Annotated in this window: 17 protein-coding genes; 6 read left to right on the top strand and 11 right to left on the bottom strand. The window is 67.8% G+C overall.

Annotation, left to right across the window (positions count from 1 at the left end):
- Nucleotides 1-303 precede the first annotated feature (303 nt).
- The 5 genes from ME121_RS22680 to ME121_RS22700 are packed head-to-tail and all read right to left on the bottom strand — an operon-like array spanning nt 304 to nt 7,193.
- Complete coding sequence (locus tag ME121_RS22680; protein ID WP_052516912.1) at nt 304-2,976, bottom strand: GAP1-N1 domain-containing protein; 2,673 nt, start codon at nt 2,974-2,976, stop codon at nt 304-306.
- Nucleotides 2,946-3,791, bottom strand: coding sequence for a TRAFAC clade GTPase domain-containing protein (locus tag ME121_RS22685; protein ID WP_043074377.1), 846 nt, complete (start codon nt 3,789-3,791; stop codon nt 2,946-2,948). Before ME121_RS22685 ends, ME121_RS22680 begins: the two co-directional genes overlap by 31 nt.
- Nucleotides 3,788-4,819 carry a TRAFAC clade GTPase domain-containing protein gene (locus tag ME121_RS22690; RefSeq protein WP_043074376.1) on the bottom strand — a complete coding sequence of 344 codons (1,032 nt, stop codon included), beginning with the start codon at nt 4,817-4,819 and terminating at the stop codon, nt 3,788-3,790. The genes ME121_RS22685 and ME121_RS22690 overlap by 4 nt, the downstream gene beginning before the upstream one ends.
- Nucleotides 4,816-5,841 (bottom strand): GTPase-associated system all-helical protein GASH, encoded by a 1,026-nt coding sequence (locus tag ME121_RS22695; RefSeq protein ID WP_043074375.1) that lies wholly within the window; start codon nt 5,839-5,841, stop codon nt 4,816-4,818. Before ME121_RS22695 ends, ME121_RS22690 begins: the two co-directional genes overlap by 4 nt.
- Nucleotides 5,841-7,193, bottom strand: a complete 1,353-nt coding sequence (locus ME121_RS22700; RefSeq protein ID WP_043074374.1) for a metallophosphoesterase — start codon at nt 7,191-7,193, stop codon at nt 5,841-5,843. Before ME121_RS22700 ends, ME121_RS22695 begins: the two co-directional genes overlap by 1 nt.
- A 476-nt stretch (nt 7,194-7,669) precedes the next feature.
- Between ME121_RS22700 and ME121_RS34065 the strand changes: the two genes are divergently transcribed.
- A protein-coding gene (locus ME121_RS34065) for an IS5-like element ISMra5 family transposase (protein ID WP_089231105.1) occupies nt 7,670-8,424 on the top strand; the annotation gives its coding sequence in 2 pieces (ribosomal slippage) (nt 7,670-7,991 and nt 7,991-8,424; 756 coding nt in all).
- A gap of 250 nt (nt 8,425-8,674) precedes the next feature.
- Here the strand turns inward: ME121_RS34065 and ME121_RS22710 are convergent.
- Genes ME121_RS22710 through ME121_RS22725 form a run of 4 tightly spaced genes read right to left on the bottom strand, consistent with a single transcriptional unit; the run spans nt 8,675 to nt 11,646 of the window.
- Nucleotides 8,675-8,995, bottom strand: coding sequence for a hypothetical protein (locus tag ME121_RS22710; protein WP_143739239.1), 321 nt, complete (start codon nt 8,993-8,995; stop codon nt 8,675-8,677).
- Between the two features lie 5 nt (nt 8,996-9,000).
- Nucleotides 9,001-9,363 (bottom strand): hypothetical protein, encoded by a 363-nt coding sequence (locus ME121_RS22715; RefSeq protein WP_059409618.1) that lies wholly within the window; start codon nt 9,361-9,363, stop codon nt 9,001-9,003.
- Nucleotides 9,335-9,922, bottom strand: coding sequence for a hypothetical protein (locus ME121_RS22720; protein WP_245337776.1), 588 nt, complete (start codon nt 9,920-9,922; stop codon nt 9,335-9,337). Before ME121_RS22720 ends, ME121_RS22715 begins: the two co-directional genes overlap by 29 nt.
- A gap of 23 nt (nt 9,923-9,945) precedes the next feature.
- Nucleotides 9,946-11,646: an AAA family ATPase gene (locus ME121_RS22725; RefSeq protein WP_059409620.1), complete on the bottom strand. Its 1,701-nt coding sequence runs from the start codon at nt 11,644-11,646 to the stop codon at nt 9,946-9,948.
- A gap of 815 nt (nt 11,647-12,461) precedes the next feature.
- Here ME121_RS22725 and ME121_RS22730 point away from each other — a divergent pair.
- The 4 genes from ME121_RS22730 to ME121_RS22745 are packed head-to-tail and all read left to right on the top strand — an operon-like array spanning nt 12,462 to nt 13,541.
- Complete coding sequence (locus ME121_RS22730; RefSeq protein ID WP_043074371.1) at nt 12,462-12,725, top strand: hypothetical protein; 264 nt, start codon at nt 12,462-12,464, stop codon at nt 12,723-12,725.
- Nucleotides 12,722-13,129 carry a hypothetical protein gene (locus ME121_RS22735; protein WP_043074370.1) on the top strand — a complete coding sequence of 136 codons (408 nt, stop codon included), beginning with the start codon at nt 12,722-12,724 and terminating at the stop codon, nt 13,127-13,129. Before ME121_RS22730 ends, ME121_RS22735 begins: the two co-directional genes overlap by 4 nt.
- The gene (locus tag ME121_RS22740) at nt 13,126-13,332 is read left to right on the top strand and encodes a hypothetical protein (RefSeq protein ID WP_043074369.1); all 207 of its coding nucleotides are present in this window, start codon (nt 13,126-13,128) and stop codon (nt 13,330-13,332) included. Before ME121_RS22735 ends, ME121_RS22740 begins: the two co-directional genes overlap by 4 nt.
- Nucleotides 13,329-13,541, top strand: a complete 213-nt coding sequence (locus ME121_RS22745; RefSeq protein ID WP_043074368.1) for a hypothetical protein — start codon at nt 13,329-13,331, stop codon at nt 13,539-13,541. The genes ME121_RS22740 and ME121_RS22745 overlap by 4 nt, the downstream gene beginning before the upstream one ends.
- Before the next feature lie 23 nt (nt 13,542-13,564).
- Here the strand turns inward: ME121_RS22745 and ME121_RS22750 are convergent, their stop codons facing one another.
- Together ME121_RS22750 and ME121_RS22755 are read right to left on the bottom strand one after the other, a co-directional pair.
- Nucleotides 13,565-14,029 carry a hypothetical protein gene (locus tag ME121_RS22750; protein ID WP_043074367.1) on the bottom strand — a complete coding sequence of 155 codons (465 nt, stop codon included), beginning with the start codon at nt 14,027-14,029 and terminating at the stop codon, nt 13,565-13,567.
- Nucleotides 14,030-14,575, bottom strand: coding sequence for a DUF433 domain-containing protein (locus ME121_RS22755; protein WP_179239947.1), 546 nt, complete (start codon nt 14,573-14,575; stop codon nt 14,030-14,032).
- Nucleotides 14,576-14,778: 203 nt separating this feature from the next.
- Here ME121_RS22755 and ME121_RS22760 point away from each other — a divergent pair, with 203 nt between their 5' ends.
- Complete coding sequence (locus tag ME121_RS22760) at nt 14,779-15,564, top strand: hypothetical protein (protein WP_059409621.1); 786 nt, start codon at nt 14,779-14,781, stop codon at nt 15,562-15,564.
- Nucleotides 15,565-15,576: the final 12 nt, after the last annotated feature.

A 15,576-nucleotide genomic window follows, 5' to 3' on the forward strand; every position in this document is an offset into this window, starting at 1 on the left:
CGGGCGACGGTCCATCACCGCAGTTGACCCTTAGCGGTCGTTGGCAGGGTCCGCTGTTAGGCGTGTTGGTTTACAGATGACCCAGACGACGTGACACAACGTCCCGACGTCGGAGCGCTGCTGTGCGGCGGGCAAATTGATCGGATAGCGAAGCTGCGACTCTAATCTAATCTGAATCACGGCATGTGCAATTCCTGGCACTTCGCCTTAAAAATAACGGTTTAGACCGATCTATACTTGCAATAATAAACAAAAGTAAAATTATCTGTGATTAACTAAGCGTAGCGGCTTCCAGATAATATTCTATTCGCTTTCAGATTTAACATGATAATCAATTTCTGCTAGTTCACTACTGATCATAAATTTGCAGTCATCAGTAAGTTTTGCGGTTTCATGCGTGAGTCGTTTGAGATATTTCTTCCCGTTTTTCTGTTGGCCGATCCGCCGTAGGATTTTTGATACCTCTCCCGTGCGACACGCAGTTAATGCAAGGTCAGAGGGGGGCCAGGAGGACGACATGAATGCGTCCACCAGTTCGTGACGGGCCGCCTTGCATCGGTCCCAATCGAAGAACGGGATAAACTTGAAGAGGTCAGGGACGTCGTCGTACCTCGCGAGCTCGCGGTGGACCGATGGAAATGCCGCGACGATCATCGGGGAGATCGGTCGATCACGGGACCTGAGCAGGACCGGCAAGAGATGTCCCGAGGCCGAAAGGAGCGCCCTGGGCGCGACCTTTTCTGCGTCGAGCATGAGTGCGGCACAGGCTTCCACCGCGGCAGCGTCAAGGTCGAGGCTCGGGCGTTGGACCAGCGTCCGGGCGATGTCTTCCATGGCCCAGGCCGCCCGGAGGCGGGCCGGCTGCGTCGCTCTCCCCAGGGCGACCATGTTGCGGCTCGCGGTCACGCCGTCCAGGTCCCTGCCCAGGCCCATTCGCGCGAACCATGCGCCGTCCAGGCCGTCTCCCACGGCGCTGAGCAACGACGCGATGAGATCGATCTCGTCGCCGTCGAAGCGATCCCTTAGGAAACGATGCAGGGCATGCCCCGCTAGCTTGAGCCTGGCCTCGCCCCGAAGGTCCTTCAGCACGCGCGGCAGGACCCTGGCGAACGTCTTCACCGTCAGCGCGTCGCCGGACATGGCGCGAAGCAGTAGCTTCGGTGCCTTGCTCTCCATGACGCTGAGGGCATGCGCGCCGACGCGCTTGTCTCGAAGCATGGCGGCGAACTGCCAGTCGTCCGCGCGACCAAGGAGGTCGAGCAGCATCGCCGTCGCCGATTCCCGATCCAGAAGCTTGGCGTCGAGCTCGTAAAGCCAGCGTGCGTCCTCAGCGCCGGGAACAAGCGTCCGGGCGATCATCTCGTCGCGCCGTGGCGTCTGTGGCAGCGTCACCAGCGTCGATTGAACATCCTCTTTGGTGCCTGCGGACAGCGCCCTGTCCAGGACGAGGCCGGAAAGTTGCGCCCCCGCGAAGTCGTTCGCTTGTCCGAGGTGGCGCAACTCTGAGGCGAGCCGAGAAACATCGAGGCGTCGGATCAATGGTTCGGCAGCCGGAAGATGCCAATCATCGATCAACCGCGGGAGAAGGCTCGGACCGACGGCATCTAGGGTCTCGTCGTCCAGCGCAGGGAGGATTTGGCCGAGCCGCTCGACGAGAGGGCGGTCGTCTGCGACGTGTCCGGCCAGCGCATCACCTTGAGCCAAGAGCCTCCCCAGCACGGCCGGGGCGGCCTCGCGCAAGGCGCGCTCCGCACGGTCCGTAAAGTTGCTGCCCAGACCTGCGGCGATGCGGGGCACGAGCTCGGTGAGGACTTTGCGGGGGTCGTCCTGCGACAGGAGCGAGACCGCCCCCTCCGGCGCGCGTTCGGCGAGCCTCTCGACCGCGTCCGCGACGGCCGCACGCCCCGCCGGCATGGACCGTCCCTGCAATTTCCGGGAGATGGCGCCCAGAAAGCCCCAAGCGTCGTCGTCCGCGAAGGTCGTGGACGCGCGGTTCGTTGCCTCCACCAGCGACGGTTCGATAGCCTTAATCGCGAGGGAGTCGCGGACCTTGCCGGAATTGACGATGTCCAGCAGGCCGAGGGCGGCCGTCGGCGTGTAATGGATCTTGGTGACCAGTTCGTCCCACAGCAACGCGATCCGCAGGGCCGCCGCGTCGTCCTGGCCGGCGTCGTTCCCGCCCACCAACCCGCTCTCGGGGATGGTCAGGAGGCGCGGGTGGGGCTGGTCGAAGACCCGGGCTACGATCGCGCCCGTCCAACGGTGCCGGCCGTCCTGCACTAAGCGGCCATCCACCCGGCGCCCGTTCCAGTCGGCGAACCTCGACCGTGCGTCCTTCGGGGCGAAGACGAGGTCGAAGTCGCGGCCTCCAACCTTGCGCGGGGACCGCGCGAATGTCGACACGGCGAACCGTCGCCTCAGGGAGGGCCAGAGCGCAGTGAGCAGGCGCGTCGCGACGAGCTCGGGTTCCAGCGCGTCCAGCATGACGACGGGCCGTGCGTCCTCCAGGAACAGCGCTTCCAAGAGCTCGCTGCCGTTGAACGGCGGCGCCGGCGGCAGCGGCTTAATTTCCGTGTCCCAAACGACGACTTGTGTGGCGTCCCGGGCGTCGGGAAGCCTGTCCAGCCGCAACTGGTCGAAATAGGCGGACAGACCTTCGGCCCGGACCCATTCGTCCATAGGAATTACGAGGCTCAAGGTTCGGACACATCCCGCCCGCGCGACCGTCAGGTCCTGCCAGGTCCGCGCAAGCACGAAGCGCTTGCCCCCCGGCAGCGGATACGCCGTCAGGTATGGATCGAACCGCTCCCGCGGCCGCAAGGGTCCCGCGACGTCGGACAGTTGGTTGACCACCGACTGTTCCGCCTTCGGAAGGGGCATGGACGTCGCGAGGAGCTGGTGCCCCTGCTGATACCCATGGACTTGGCGCTCGACGGCTGACACGATCAGACGCCGACGGCCCACGCGATGGGCCACGTCAGGTCGAGATCCCGACGCCAGGTCCCTCCGTCGTCCTCGGCCGCCACCCACCCACGGCCGTCGAGGCCGTTCTCCTGGACGTCGTCGCGGCAGGACTCGTCCGCCTTGAGGTCGCCGCCCACCACGCTGAGGCCGAAGACTCGGATGTCTAGGCCCTCAATGTCGTCGAGCCGTCCCGCGAACAGGGGGTACTCGCGCCCGAGCCATGCCTTCGGCCCAAGCTTGAATGTCTCGGGGTCCACCAAGTCCCACGCGCTCACCACGACCGAGACGCGCGGGCGCTGCCCGCCATGACGCGGGGCGAGCGTCGCCTCAAGGAAGCGCACCAGCTCGCACAGCATGACCTGGGTGGGCAGTCCGCGGTCGTCGTCGTTGCCGAGCTTGCCGAGCATCCTCTTCGACGTGACCCAATCCAGCGGGCGGACGGCCAACTCCGACTGCACCCGGACGAACAGCAGGGCACCGCTGGCCGACCGCATCTCCTCCATGAGCTCGGCCGACACCTCGCCCTGTGCGGCAGCACTGAGCCAGAGCTCCCCCGAGATGTCCGGGATGACGATGTTCGTCTCCTCTCCGCCCTTCACGGTCGCGACGGCGACCTCGAAGTCGCGCCGGTCGTCCGCGTGTTCCGAGCGCGGCGCGAAGCTGCCGGAGTTCAGGTGGTCGGTGACGTCAAGGACGAAGCGGATGTCCTCGGGCTGTCGGGCGGCGTGGAGGCGTCCGCCTCCGGCGTCCAGGGCCGGCCAGACGCGCCCGACGTAGTTGGTCTTCCCGGAGTCGGGCCCCCCGAGCAGGACGATCGAGTTGCTCATCGCCGCCCCCTGTACCCGATGTAGGAGCGCACGCCCACGACCGGCTCGGAGGTCGGCCAGACGTCGACAGGCGGCAGGTCGCTGGCCGTGGTGGCCGCAATCAGCCGATCCAGCCCGAAGCCCGGCCTCGCCCTTTCGTCGTCTTCGGAGAACGGAGCGACCGGCACGATCGTCGCCGTCATGTGGCGCTTCGCGAGCTCCGCCTCCAGTCGGGTGATCACCGAGGGGGATGGTTCGCCGGCGTCGCGATGCGTGACGACGAGCACCAGTCTCGGTATCGGTCCGTCGAACAGCGCACCGAGCCGACCCGCGAGTTGGCCGACCCGCGAGATGATCCCCTGTCGACGCTCCTTGTTCTCCAGGGCGCGTCCGTCCAGCACTACCCAGATCGCCTCCGCTGCCTTCATGAACTCGAAGCGGTCGGTGCGGGAGGTGGCGACGAGGTCCGTCGTCCATTCGCCCGGGAGGTCCGGCAACGCGAGATCGACACGCCGGCCGTCGGAATCGCGGACCAGTCGCAGGTGGAGGAAACCGGGCCGCCTATCGTCCGCCATCTCGGTATGGACGGTCATCTGCTCGGGCGGGTTGCCCTCGTCCCAGTCGCGCGCTCCCCGTGCGATCTCTTCAAAGGCCATGAGGCTCTTGCTGTCGGTAAAACTCCAACCGGCGAGCTGGGCGTTCGCGACGAGGAGGTACAGGCTTACCAGGCACGCGGTCTTGCCCGATTCCGGGTCGCCCAGAATCCCGACCACCGTCACATAGCGCGAGCCCATGATCGCGGACACCGCGTCCGGCCCGAGCGTCCGGCTCGACGGGAACGACGCCGTCCCCTCCGGCCGTTCGAGCACGGGAGCCCCGATGTTCGACAGGCTTTCCGATGCGGACGGGTCGGTGGCTACGCCCGCTTCGACGGCTCCAGGTGCTGGACGTCGGCCGAGGCGATGCTCACAGGTCGCCGGATCCTTCTCCAGCGCGCAGGCACCGGTCTCCCCGACCGTGCAGCCCTCGAAAGTGCACGCATCGCTCACAGCTTAACGAGCCCACGGCACATGTGACAAAGGCCGGCCTCAAGCAGGGCCTGCGCCGCCCACTCAGACGCCTTCCGCTTCCGCTCCGCCCCCGCTACCTCGGTTTGCCCGGTGGCGAGGGCGTTGAGCAGCGGGAACACTGAAGGATGGTGAGCGGCAGGGCCGGCGTCAAACGACGCGACGAGCTTGGTCCGGTCATCGCCAATGATCTTCGTCAAGTCCTTGAGGTCGAGCTCCGGGTCCTTGTCGACGGAGCGGAGCACCAGCTCGTAGTGCAGGTCAGCCGGCAGCCGGCGGAGATGCACCGCTGCCTCGATCGCCAGCGCGACGAGGCGCAAGGGTTCGTCCATCGCGCTCGCCGCGCGATTGAGGAGCCGGCTTCGGTTCAATTGCACCCACCAGAGGAAGTCGATCTCCTCTCGGTCGAGCGCGGCGTTGCGCCGGAGAGCCTCGATCGTCGCGGCGGCCGCCTTCTTGAAGTTCGTGGTGGGCTTGGCGCCTTCCGCGATTGTCACGTTGAGTTCGCCTAAGTCAGGGACGTTAATGCGTTCCCGAGCTTTCTCGGCGGACGCCTGGCTGCGTTCCCGCGCCTCAGTGAGTACCTCGCGGCGCAGCTTCTCACGCTTCTCTTCCGCGAGCTGCGGCTGGAACGAAAGGGCCGCCCAAAGGGCGTTCGAGAAGACGTCAGCGGTGGTCCAGCCGTGAATGCCCGGGGTGCCGCGAAGGATCGAAAGGACCGCCATGCCCGCGCAGATGCCTACGTCGAGCGGCTTCTCCTCGTACAGGTACGCGGAAGCGTGCTTTTGTAGCGTCCCCTGCACCTCTGTGCCGAGATCCTGGTGTGGCCTGCCGTCCCCACCCAGCGCGTCCGCAACCATCCCGGCCTTGGCCAGGATTGCGCCCGAGTCGTTGACCTTGATCCAGGCAGCGGACAGCTCGCCGATGGTTGCCCGACGTGCGTCGACGTCCTCGTTCGACGGCGTGAGCGTCGAGATCCTCATGTGCACCGGAAGGTTGTCCATCACGCGTCCTTCTTCTCTCGTTCACCTATGAGCCTGTCGATCATCGCGACCGTTTCGGGAAGCTTGCCCTGGCGGACGAGCCAGTCGAACAGCCTGCGTTCCAGGCCCTGGGTCATCCGCTCGTCCGATTCCCTCGGCAGGGCTTCGAGGTCGACGAGTATGCGTAGCCGCTCGCTCTCGTAGAGATCGCGGAAGAACCGCAACAGGGCGAGTTCGTAGCCTTCGGCGTCCGGCGGCATCGGCACTGTCTCCCCCGAGCCGGTCTCCGCCTGTTTGGTGGGTACCAGCTCGACAACCGGCTCGCCCTCGACGCCGTCGCCGTCGGGTTGCGCGGGAGCCGCCGGGACCGGGCCTTGCTTCCTGAAGTTCGGAGAGCCTAGCGTGAAGCGCGGGTCGCTGCCCCCGAGCCGCTTGTTGTCGGCCTCGAAACACGTCCGTTCGGGGCTCCAGGCACGGGGATGCATCGTGACGACTAGGCTGTCCGTGCCCTCGTCCCAATCGAACTCGATGACGTTGTAGGTGTGAGTGTAGGTCTCGTCCGACCGGAAGGGGACCGCGGCACCGGACGCGAGCATCATGACGTCGCAGCCGTCCTCAACGCTGTCGATGCCCACCTTCGGGTCGTGTTCGTGACCGGTGATGAAGACGCGCGCGCGGCTGCGCACGTAGCGCCGGAAGTCCTCGGCGTCCTTGTACCAATGCAGCGGATGGTGCGCGAGGACCACATTCTCCTCGCCGTCGTTCCGCGGGATCGAGAACTGGCGTTGGCCGATAACCAGCTCCGGGGGGTCGTCGCGCTCCTTGCCATGGCAGAGAAGCGACGAGTTCAGCCGCACGATCCTGATCCAGCGGTCCGGCCCCACCTCGAAGCGAAGGTCCGTCGCGTACTTCGCCTCCTCGTCGAGTCCGCAATCGTATCCGATGCTAAACCGGCTGTAGTTCTCGAAGCGGGCGAAAAGCGTTGCGCGGTCGTTCGCGTTAGACATGACCTCCTCGTATTCCGCCGCGCCTCCCGCTCTGATGAAGTCCAGGAGCTGACGCCCGCCTCTGGAGAGCTTGTCGCGGTCGACGTCGTGGTTCCCCGGGATCATCCGGACTCGATGGCTCGGGCAACCAATCGCTCCGGCAAGGCTATCGAGCCACTTGCCTGCCTGGGCATATTCCTCTGCCTTGCCGGCGTATGCGATGTCGCCCGTGACGAGGATGCCGTGTGCGGACCGTGACGGCAGGGCCGTCACGACCGCCGCCGCGTCGGCGACGAGCTCCCTCTTCACGTCGTCGTGGATGTGGACGATGTGGTCGCGCTCCTGTCCAAAGTGGATGTCGGAGACGTGGACGAAGACTACCGGCATCAATCCCTCGATCCGCACTCGGCCTGGTTGCAACGGCCTTAGCGCACCGAGTGAGTAATTTCACTCGCGAGCGGGTATAACTAGACCGTCATAGCGTGAGCGAAGACCGCGTCGAGCGCCGATGTCGGCTCGCCGGCACGCTCTTCTGACCTCGTGCCTGTACCGCTTGCCTGCTCACGCCCGCTGTCGGGTAGGCACCTGGCGTCCGCTCCTGGCGCAAAGGAGAAGATCTACTTTGTCTAAACCTGCCAACTGAGGGCTGGTTAAGCGGTTTACTCCTACGTCTCGGCTTTGAAGCGCTGTGCCATGCGCTTGCGCACCGGCTAGGAACTCGACGATCAGACGAAGGTCTCGCGCCTCATTTTGGCCATCGCGTTCCTGACGATTCGCCGCGAAGCTGAGTAATCTAGCGTCCGGACCCATAACGGTGGCGCGGACGGCTCGGGTGTGATTCACGGCTCCGGCGGGAGGGGCCGATGGACCATTTCTGGCTGACGGACGAGCAGTTCGCGAAGATCGCACCGCTTCTTCCAAACGACACACGGGGCAAGGAGCGCGTGGACGACAGGCGCGTGATCAGCGGCATCGTCCACGTGCTGAAATCTGGAGGGCGCTGGACGGACGCGCCACGCGATCTCTACGGGCCGAAGAAGACCCTCTACAATCGCTTCGTGCGCTGGGCGGCCAAGGGGGTCTGGGTCGAGCTGTTCGAGACGCTGGCCCGAGCTGGCGGGCCGCCCTCTCAGGTGCTGATCGACTCCACCGCCGTGAAGGCCCACCGCTGCGCCGCAGGGGGCAAGGGGGGGAGCAGAGCCAAGCCATCGGTCGCTCGCGGGGCGGGCGCACGACCAAGATCCACGCCCTCACCGACCGCTTCTGCCGTCCGCTCGCGTTCCTGCTGACCGGTGGACAGGCCGCCGACTGCAAGGCAGGCGCGCTGCTGCTCGAACGCTTGCCCGCCTGCCGCATCGTGCTGGCGGACAAGGGCTACGACAGCGACGCCATTCGGCGGCAGATCGAGGCGGCTGGGGCCGCACCCAACATCCCGCCCAAGATCAACCGCCGCTGGAAGCCGTGCTTCTCCCCCGTGCTCTATCGCGGGCGCAACGCCATCGAGCGCATGTTCGGCCGCCTCAAGGACTTCCGCCGCATCGCCACCCGCTACGACCGTTTGGCGACCAACTATCTCGCCGCCGTCTGCCTCGCCGCCACCGTCAGCTACTGGTTATGAGTCCGGACGGTAGGACGTTGATCGATAACCGGTGCGGCGGTCACGGCGTTCTAGCGATCATGGATTATTATGACGCGTCCTCGATGCCGGTCGTGAAGCCCGCCTGACCCCGTGTAACGCAAATCCTGAAATATGCCGGATGCTATAACCGGGTGCTAAAGCGCGTCCAGATAGCAGTAATCCGGGAAGTATAGCCTAGGGTATGCGCAGGGCGCACAGGTGGCGCACACCGTACGCACACGGGCGCACGTCAGCCCGCGGGGCACATGCCGGGCCGGGGAACGCGCCGGAACAGGACGCCGAAGCGCGCCATGTCGCCGTTCGAAAGGACCTCCAGGTCGAGCGGGTACGCCCCCCCGTGGTCGGTCACGGAGTTCGTGAAGCAGGTCGCCCTGAGCTTGCCCTGGACGAGCCGCGCGTCGTGGCAATCCATGCCGTCGATGCCGATGTCGCGCGGGCCAGGGCCGACGAAGATCGGCCCGTAGCCCTCCCCTCCGACCGGGCAGAACATTCCGGGTGCGGGGAGCGGGCCAGAGGAGGCGATGGCGGCGGCGAGGGCGAGGATACGCATGATAGTCACTCCACTTGAGGGGCTAGGCACCAGGCGGTGCCGTCCGGTTCGAGCCAGACGGCGGCCGCGCTGCTGATGGGGGTGCCATCTGCGAGCCGGAATCCCGGCTGGCTGAGGCGGTAGCAGAAGCGGACGGCGCCGCCCGGCCGGGGAACGCCGACGAGGGGGAGGCCCCGAGCCACCGCGTGGACGTCCCGGGCGCCGGTCCGCAGGCAGCGCAGGCGGGCCGCCTCGGAGGCCCGGAGCGTCACGCCGACCAGGGCGACGGACTGGGCGTGCCCGACGACTCGGCCGGCGACGCGGATGCTCCAGAGCCGACGGGTCAGGTTGCGGTAGGCCTCAACGCCGCTTGCGATCGGCGTGGGCATCGCACAGCGTCCGGATCCACCCACCGGTCCGGATGGACCCAGGCGCGCCGCAGACCTCGCAGACCGCCCCGGACACCCATTCCGCGGTCGCGATCGTCTCCAGCATGCTCTGGGGCGTGCTACCCCGGACGTACCAGCGCAGGGTCCCGAACTTCTCCTTGACCTGGCATGTCCGGTGGCCTTCCGGAACGCCGCCCTCCAAGATCGACTCTGCCGCGGCGGCGAGCAGCCAGTGCCATCCCGAGCCCGTTTCCAGGGTCTCGGTGAACACCGCGGGGTAGTCCGCGTGCAGCTGAAGGTAGCTCTCGGCCGGGACCTCGCGCGGCTGCTGGCTGCCCTGCCAGCGCAGGGCCATCATGCGGCTGACGAGCTCGGCGACATGGGCCCTGTCCGGGGCCCCTGCGTGGCCAGTGCGGGGCCGCGACAGCCGGGGGATGTCCCACCGGACGCGGGGGCCGGCCCCGGTCGTGTCGATCGCGGCGACGGTGATTCCGGCGGCGCCTTCGCCCAGGGCCTGCGTAAGGTATCCCATCGCCTCGGCGTGGATCGCGGTGTTCATGACGGTCTCCATCGCTGAGGGGGTCACTGCCGGGGGCCGGCTTCGCGGGCATCGAGGACGGCCTCGACGAGGCGGCGCAGGGCGCGCAGGCTGCCGCCATTGGCCCAGTTCGCTTCGAGGGCCTCCCATTCCCACCACTCGAACGGCGGCACCCATTGCTCGTCGAGGCCGCGGTCGAGGCGGACATCCGTGAGGATCGAGGCCGCCAGCGGGCGCAGGTGCTCAGGCTCCGGGTCTGGCATCCGCAGGATGAGGCAGCGATCGAGAAGCGGGCGCGGGACAGTATCTAACGTATTCGCCGTGAGGATCCATTGGATGTGTGAGATATTCACGTCAGCCTGTAGGTAGATGTCCTTGTATCGGGCGGCGGTCTCTACGCCGATTTGATTGATCAGGGCATCGGCCGCGTTGCCGTTCTGTCGAGACGTAGCCATCTTGTCGACTTCGTCCATTACAATGAGAGGGTTCGCGATCCCGGTCCGGATCAGCTCGCGCACGGGGGCGCTGAACCCTCCGCTCGACCAGCCCCGCGCCACCCCCGAGACGGTCATGGCGTCCATGGATCCGCCCATCGAGTAGAGCGACGGATCGAGGCGCAGGACCTGGCCGTAGCGGCGGGCGAGGCGCGTCTTCCCGGACCCGGGCTCCCCGACGAGGAGCACGGGCGGATTCTTGACGGCATCCTGGCCAGCCAGGGGCCGGAGCAGCCGGTCGATGATTGCGTGCCCGTGGGGACAGTCCGCCACGAGCTCGGCCCTGGCAGCCGCCAGGTCCTCCGGCGGCATGGCCAAGATGAGCTCCCGGTTAATGATCGACACGGCTTGCTTGATGGGATCGTTCTCGTTCTTGCCGACCTTCTGGACATGGCTGACATCGCCGACCAGGATCACCTTCCGAGGGTTGCGCGCGTCCCCATCGCCCGCGTACGTCTGCCCATCCTCGGGCGCCTTGGGCTCGGGCTCGGCGTTCCGGGCGACCTCGGCGCGGTCCTCCTGGACCAGCTGCGCGAGCACCGACAGGTCGTCGACCGGAGCTTCCGGCGGGGCCGGGGGCTCGTCGAGCACGTCCTGGACGAGGCCGAGGACGTGGACGAATCCACGGACGAGAGGGCCGCTCGACTCGATCTGCACGTGGCGGGATTCGGGAAGGTAGACGCCCGTGTCCACGTCGTCCTCGTCGAACCGGTCGAGCGCCGCGGCGGTGGCCAGGTAGTCGATCGCGGACCGGGCGAGCCCCCATGTGATGACGTCGACGTAGCCGCTGATGGGTCTGTGGCCGAAATGCTCGACGCACAGCATCGCGCAGCGGCGGTTCGCCTCCGCGCTGCCGATCGCCGCGAGCCAGATCGCGCACCGGTCGTGCAGGTCCTCCAGCAGGCGCATCGTCTCCGACAGCACTCTGGGGCCGCTCTTGTCGCTGTCCCACATGGACATCACGGCGCCGATCTCGTCCTGGAGCCACCGGATCGCCCCGGTCGTAGGCTTGCCCAGCACGCCCTGGATCCCCAGCGCGACCTTCGGCGGCATCTTGTGGGGGCTGTCGTCCTCGTTGAGCGGCCCGAGGACGGCTCGGGCGTCGGCGTAGACGTCGCCGCCGACCATTTCGGCCCCGGACAGGACCTCCAGCGTCGAGGGGATCGTTCCCTCGGACGGCCAGCGCCCCTTCTCGAACAGCTCGCGGTGCTTGCGCACGGCTTCTCGCGCGCGGGGATGGGACTCGGACATGGGGGATGCTCACTGAAACGGGGACGCGCGGTCGCCGAGCGGAAAGCTCAGGCGGCGGAGGGGGCGCGTTTCGGTTTCAGGAGCGTGCTCATGGGGAGGATTCTGCCCGAGGAGGAATCCGCCCGCAACGGGCGGCTGTAGTCTTGGTTGAGAAATCCCTGGGCGATGGGTGGCTGTTACTTTTGGGTGATCAGACCCGGGGTTCGTCACCCAAAAGTAACAGGCGTCCCAATACAAAGGAGGACCCGGTTTCCCGAGGCTTCCCTTGGTATAGCCGCCTGTTCGGCGGGACTGGTGTAGGCCTTGCCGCCGCATACGCGGTGGAGGGCGTGTAATCCTCGCGACGATGCGAGGCCGGACGTTTCCCGCATGGGCCGGGATAATCCGGGTGTCATCCCCTCCGGAGAGAGGAACGGGTCTCAGGGTCGCCCCGAGCAAGAGGGGGGCAGCCAGGTTAATCCTCGACGGGCGAGGGGTTGTGCACGACCCGAACATGGACCGCCCTGGCGGGCTTGGCGAGCAGGCCAGCGTCCGGGCGTGTCGGAACAGCATGTTCTGTGGCCGTTCTGCCTCTGTGCGAATCCGCGGGGAGTGGGAACCTGTGTGCGGCCCGCGGCGACGAGCCGGGATCACTCAGGTCCCGGACGGTCAGAGGGGCACGTCACTCCTTCTCTAGCCGTGTGGGAGGGGCATCAGCACCGGGGGATGCCGGTGAGGGTTTTGACGGTCCCCGCAGTGTCGTCCGGCAGCGACCGCCGCATTGAAGGCCATGACCGGGGCGCTCCGGTCATGGCCGACCATTCGAGGCAAGCCCCATGAAAATCGAGCAGGTCGCTGAGCTAGCGCACAAGGTCGCCGCTCTGTCCCAGGCCGAGCGGGATTTCTTCGACGGGATGCTTGCCGACGAGCTGGCGGCCGCTGCCGACGCGGAGCGGGTCGCCAAGCTGCGGGGGATGCCCGACGTCGACGCCGTCCAGTCCGCCATCGCCTGGGCGTCGGAGACCGTCGATCTCGACGCCATCCCGGGGCGGATGCTCCAGGGGCTGAAGGACGCCGGATTCGAGAGGCGCGAGCGATGACCATCGAGCCCACTGAGTTCGACCTGGTCGCCCTGGCGCGCCGGGGCCTGCAGGCGCTGCTCGACCAAGCGTTCTCGGAGATCCAGTACGCCCGCAAGTACGCGACTGTCGACGTCGCCACGCGGGCGCCAACGCCCGAGTCGGCCGAGGCGATGAAGGCGGCCTTCGAGGCGCACCGGGTCGCCAAGGAGCGGCTGGATCGCTTCGAGCTGCTGCACCCGGATCCGAAGTGGCTGTGGGAGGCCGCGATCGTCTACCGCGACGACCGTCCCGACGTTGTGCTGACCCGGCCCGGCGGGGTCACGCAGGACGAGGCGATCGCCGTCTATCAGGCGAACGCCGGCGTGATCGATCGGTCCGAGGGCGTGGTCGGCACGTTCCGGGTCCGGGCGCCCAAGACATGAGCCGCCCAGCCGCCACGGCGCCGGCCGCGATCCGCGAGGCTGTCTCCCGCTACCTGCCGGGCGAGCCCGTCGAGCCGGCGTTCGCCCGCATGTTGGCCGCCTACGCGCGCTGCGAGCGGGGCTGCCTCGATCGGATCGAGGGCAACCCCGAGTGCCGGGATCTCTGCAGGCGGGCGGCCCGGGCGATGAGGAGGCAGGGATGACGATCCTCGAAGCGATGAAGGCCATGCGGAATGGCGCGACCACGCGGTGCCCGGAGTGCTGCACGGGGACGCTCTACCAGATCGTCGCCGGCAGCCTCATCGAGATCGTGCCGGGGTCGGACGCCTGGCACCGCGCCGGAGACATCATCGACGACCCGACGCTCGGGCAGGCCTGGGTCGAGAGCGACAGCTGGGAGATCGTGCAGTGACCCGCCCCGCCCCCTCGGCCGCCCTACTCGCGCGGCTCGCCAAGCGCTTCACTGGATCCCCCGGGCACGCCGCCTGGGTCGCTCGGCAGGCTGGCCCGGATCGCGGCCTCGACGGCGGCCGCGGCGACGTCGGCCCCCCGGCCGTGATGGACGAGCTCGCGGACCAGAGCGCGCCCGGTCAGCGGGTCGGCTACGATGACCGTGGACCGCTCCGTCCCGACGAGCACGCTCACGCTGAGCTCGACGCGGGTGCCGCTGCCGGGGCCGTCCTCGAAGGGGTAGCAGTCCTCGATGCCGATCAGGACGCCCGGCTTTCGGGGCTCCAGGCCGGCGAGGACGCGGATCGACTCGGGGGGGTACTCGTCGTCGGGCATGCCGGTCTCCGTGGCGAGGGCCTCCGCCCTGGCGCGGGCCCACAGATTCGGGTCGGTGAGGTGGTGCCCCCGCTCGCGCAGGAGGCGGATCAGCGTGTGCTCGCGGTTAGGCATTCAGGGCTCTTCCCCGCGGGCGGCCCGGGCCAGGGCATCTCCGCCGAGGAGGTAGCCAGCGAGCCAGCGATATACGTCCGCCTCCGTCTCAGCCTCGGAGCAGAGCGCTATCGCGAAATCGCCGCCCTGGCCGGTCCGTCTGAGGATCCGCACGGCGAGCGCGGCGGCCGCGTCGAGGCGGTCCGCCTGTTGCTCGAACTCCGCCTCGGCGGCGAGGGCGGCCCCGGCGTATCGCAGCGCCGCGACGCAGCGGTCCCGGCTGACCTCCGGGTACTCGTCGAGGAATCCGTCCAGGGAGACGTGCCACTTACTCCCCAGCAGGCCGAACAGCAGCTGCGCCTCCTCGCGCGTCAGCAGTCCAGCCTCAGCGACGAGGACGGCCCCCCGCTCCAGGGCGGCGATGCAGTCGTCCCGGTCCAGCGTGGGGAAGCTCTCGTCCACGATGGTGTCCAGGTCGTCCGCGACCAGGTTCACGAACAGGGTCTCGACGTTGACGCGGGTGCCCCGGAAGCAGGCGGCGCCTCCCATAACGCCGGGGCGGCGCACGATGACCGCATCGCGCGGGGAGGCGCGCTCGACAGTCGAGGACCGCCCCCGGAGCGCGTCCAGGCGCTTGGCGGCGGATCGCAAATCGTCTGTCCAATCGTCTGGCATGCCCCGGATTCTGAGTCCGTTCCGCCGCCCAGACAAGCACGCATGAATACGGGGGTCCCGGCCGTGTGGTCGGCCTACAACTGAGGGAGTGGACCATGCCGCACTGGAACCGCCGCGAGCGTCCGGACTACCGGCACCTGAAGGACGCCACGCCCGAGTCCGCCCTGGTGACCGCCATCCGGTCCCCGACGTACGGGGAGGCCCGCGACTACCGGCTGCTCGCCGGGTTCCAGGCCCGCCTGACGGCCATGTGGGGCGACCGGGAGGTCCTGGCGATCGACGAGCTCGTGCCCGCCCACGAAGAGGTGCGGGCCCGGGATGCGGGGTTCTTCGGCCACGGCCGCGACTGGCGGGGGGCGTTCCTCCACGATGCCATCGGAAACCTGGTGGGGTGGGGCCTGCGCCTGGCGATCCTGGTCGAGGAGGGCACGCCCGAGGCCCAGGCCTTCAGGATGGCCCGCCGGGATCCCCTTTTCGAGCGCATGGGCAACGGCCAGTACCGCCGGCTCGACGCCGAGGGCATCCGCGAGAAGAGCGCCCGGGGCGCCGGGCGGCGCGAGGCAGCCCGGATCCGGCACGCCGAGCGGGTCGCGCACCTCATCGCCTCCCACGTCGGCCGCCTATGCGAGAAGGGGGCCGCGATCCCGGACGTCTGGTTCACCCGGTTCCCCGACGAGTTCGGTCGCCTCAAGGGCTTGGCCGAGCTCGTCTCCGACTCCCGGGGCACGTTCGTCGAGGCCCACCGCGGGATGCACCTCGCTGACCAGAAGGCCTGGCTGAAGGCGGTCGAGGACTACAACCAGCGGCACCCGATGAAAGCGCCCCCGCGGGATCCGGCCCCGGTGCCGGCCGAGGATCTCGACGCGCTCGACGGGCTCTGAAACGTTTTTAAG

The sequence above is a fragment of the Methylobacterium sp. ME121 genome (assembly GCF_000974725.1).
GTDB lineage: Bacteria > Pseudomonadota > Alphaproteobacteria > Rhizobiales > Beijerinckiaceae > Methylobacterium > Methylobacterium radiotolerans.